Here is a 3,498-nt window from a genome sequence, read left to right as displayed (position 1 = left end):
TAAAAAGCGCAAATAAAGGGATTTAAAAATGCAATTCAAACTAAAAAAAATAGCTGCCTTGTTATTCGGGGTGGGTATTAGCCTTTCTGTATTTGCCGAAGATATAGAGCTATACGTAAACCATAATGTTGAAACCGACGAAAACCCTCGCGTGCTTATTGTGTTTGATACATCAGGAAGTATGAAGACTAAGCTGCCTAATGGGGGCCCTAAAAAAATCGATGCTGGTATAAGCGCGATGACCCAATTAGTAAGTGATAACAGCTCGATTGATTTTGGTTTAATGCGTTTTTATAGTTCATATGGTGGATATGTTTTATCTGATGTTGGGACTGATCACGATACTATCACGGATAAAATCGAAGAATTAAGTGCGGGTGGAAGCACGCCTTTAGCTGAGACTCTGTGGGAGGCTTATCGATACCTAAGAGGTTGGTATGTTGATTATGGTCGAAATAAAGGTGATAGGGATTATTCTGCCGAAACAGGGAATCGATATGACGGCTATGATTCTAAATACATCTCGCCCTTTAAAGCTGTTCAAGGTTCTGATGAGCGCTGTGACAACTCTATTAATGTGATTTTAATGACCGACGGTGATCCCTACAACGATAATCAGTCAGACTCAGATATAAAAGCATTATACAAATCTACTTTTGGCTCAAACCCAGCTAAAACAAGTGGCAGTTATTTAGCCGCTTTAGCTCAGATAATACATGGTACAAGAGATGTAGAGGTGGATTTGTACGACACCACGCCAGAGGTTGCTGATACCGGACGCGTTTTTACTATCGGTTTTGGTAGTGGCATGAGTACAAATGGTAAAAAGTTATTAGAAAAAACCGCTTTATTGGGCGGCGGCGAGTACTTACATGCAGATACATCGACTGAACTTTCTGAAGCGCTTAATAATACAATATCGAAAATACGCGAAGTTAACGATAGTTTTTCATCTCCTACGGTAGCAAGTAACAATGTTGACCAAACACGTAGCCGAGAGTCAATTTACTTTGCGATGTTTTACCCTGAAACAGGCGCACGTTGGAGCGGAAATTTAAAAAAGCTTAAAGTGTCTGGTGCAAATATAGTCGATTCAACTGATAAAATAGCTCTTGATGAAAATGGGTTAATTGATGAGAAAGCTCGAACTTTTTGGCTGCCAACTAATAAGCCTGCAGATGGGAATTTAGTAGCTCAGGGTGGCGTAAATTTACTTTTATCAACTTTAGACCCTGATAGCCGTAAAATCTACATAGATAAAACGGGCAGTATTATTGATTTTACTTTTGATAAAGTACAAACCATTTTAAATTTAGCGACAAGTACAGTTACCGATCTTGCCCCTGATTTGATTCCTAATATCGGGTTAACTTTACAGGAGAGTGATATTAACTGGGCACGAGGGGTTGATGTTGATAATGAAGATGGTGATGACTCATCAGTAGATCAGCGAATCAATATTTTTGGCGATCCTTTGCATTCAAAACCGGTATCTATAGATTACGGCGATGGAAGTATTCATATACTTGTTGGTACCAATGCCGGCTTTTTACATATGTTCGAAGACAAAGGCGATACTGTTGAAGAAAGGTGGGCTTTTACACCTGCTGCCTTATTAAAAAACATTCCGGCTTTGCGAAGTAATCTCGCAAATACAAAAGTGTATGGCATGGATGGCCCTATAAGTGTGTTCTTTAATAATAAAAGTTTAAACACTGATGGTTTAAATGATGGCGTTGTTAAAGCGAGTGAGGGCGATGAAGTTTGGGCATTTACAGGCATGCGCCGAGGCGGTAAAAATTACTACGGCCTGGATATAAGTGACCCAAAAAAACCTAAAAAATTATGGAATAAGCCAATTGTTGGTGGCTCTGAAGAATTTAAATATTTAGCACAAACATGGTCTAAACTTCAAATTGCTTACATTAAAGCGTTTGGTGAGGATCCATTGCTGATATTTGGCGCAGGCTACGATACAAACAAAGATAATGCGATTAGAACAACAGATGAAACCGGGCTAGGTATTTACATTGTTAATGCTAAAACTGGCGAAAAGGTATGGGCGCTCACTCCAGATGAACATGGTTTTACCGGAGAGCACAGTATTGCAGCGGATGTAACTACGCTTGACTCAGATTACGATGGGTATATTGACCGAATTTATGCAACCGATACTGGCGGTAATATTTGGCGTGTAGATATTCCCACCGATGATGAAGATGAGATTACTCACTTTAAACTTGCTGAACTTGGCAGTACATTAGCGTCACAAGACAGACGTTTTTTTTATAAACCGTTAGTTGCTAGAACGCTGTTTAGTAAAGTTACTAAGACCAATTATGGTGGTGAAATGATCACCACCCGTTTAGACACCCCGTACGACGCAATTGTGATAGGCAGCGGAAATCGCTCAAACCCACTTGCTACTAATGAGCAAGATCAGCTGTATATGATCCGTGATGAAAACACCCTAACAAAAATATTTACTGAATTTCCAGCCCCAATAGTGCCAGATGATTTAATGAAAATGAATGAAGACCCATTTGGTAATGCACTTGATGACGTAGATAAATTTGTTAATCTTGAAGTTAAGTTAGCCGAATTTAAAGGGTGGCGATACGAATTAGGGACGGGCGAAAAGTCCCTTGCTGCAGCAACGGTCGTTGGTGGGGTTGCTTACTTTACTTCCTTTACGCCTGCATCTTCATCATCAACACAAAACCAATGTTCGTTAACGGGTGGCGGTGGTTCGCTTTATGCCTTTCATTTGCATTATGGAACGAAGGTTTATGACGATGTGAAATTTGCAACAAGTAATGATGTACCAGATACACCGAAACTATTTTTTGGGGAAGGCCCGTCGTGTGCAGATAATGATGCGGATGGTAAGTGCGATTGGGATGATGCAACGGATGTAACGCAAGTTAGTCAGTTTTATTTAATAGGCCCTGGGGTTAAAGGTTCTGATAAGCCGATAAAAGCTATTGAAATACTTGGGCCAAATTTAAATGTTGAAGGTGGAAAAGTTAAGCTAGTAAATGGCGCTGAACCAACTGGTTTTGGCTTTAAAACCCAACAAACATATATTTATAAACGCGAAGAAAACGATAGTCAGGCACATTAAAAACACAATGCAATAAACATAAGCCACCTTAATTAGGTGGCTTTTTAATTTTAAGAGCGAATCAAAAATGCTGATGGTTTGCTTATATAATTGTTTTATAGTTATCGAAGCGCTCTAAACCAACCCATGTATGATACACATTCGTTTACAAAATACTGCCTATCACTCAAGCCCTTTATTTTAGGTACCTGTAGTCCATATTAGTCAACAATAGCTGGTCTTAGTTATATTTAATTAACAAATGTAAGAGCAAAATTTAACATGACGTGTCACCATATAGGTACAGGGCATGTTAACTTGTTGCCATCCCCCCATAAATATTCAATAAATTTCTGTTGTTTAAATTTACTTGTTATTTATTAAAGTAACCAATT

The 3,498-nt window shown here is 38.9% G+C and carries 1 protein-coding gene; it reads left to right on the top strand.

The annotated features are described in order from the left end of the window. Window positions 1–28: 28 nt before the first annotated feature. A complete protein-coding gene (locus tag GQR46_RS17740) occupies window positions 29–3,124 on the top strand; it encodes a PilC/PilY family type IV pilus protein (protein WP_165741791.1) in 3,096 nt (1,031 codons plus the stop codon). Window positions 3,125–3,498 lie beyond the last annotated feature (374 nt).

This window comes from Pseudoalteromonas sp. Z1A6, assembly GCF_011378745.1.
GTDB lineage: Bacteria > Pseudomonadota > Gammaproteobacteria > Enterobacterales > Alteromonadaceae > Pseudoalteromonas > Pseudoalteromonas arctica.
This window is presented reverse-complemented; position numbering and strand designations above follow the sequence as displayed.

Coding starts and splice junctions, on each gene's coding strand:
- GQR46_RS17740 (WP_165741791.1), top strand. CDS start 29: ATGCAATTCAAACTAAAAAAAATAGCTGCCTTGTTATTCGGGGTGGGT.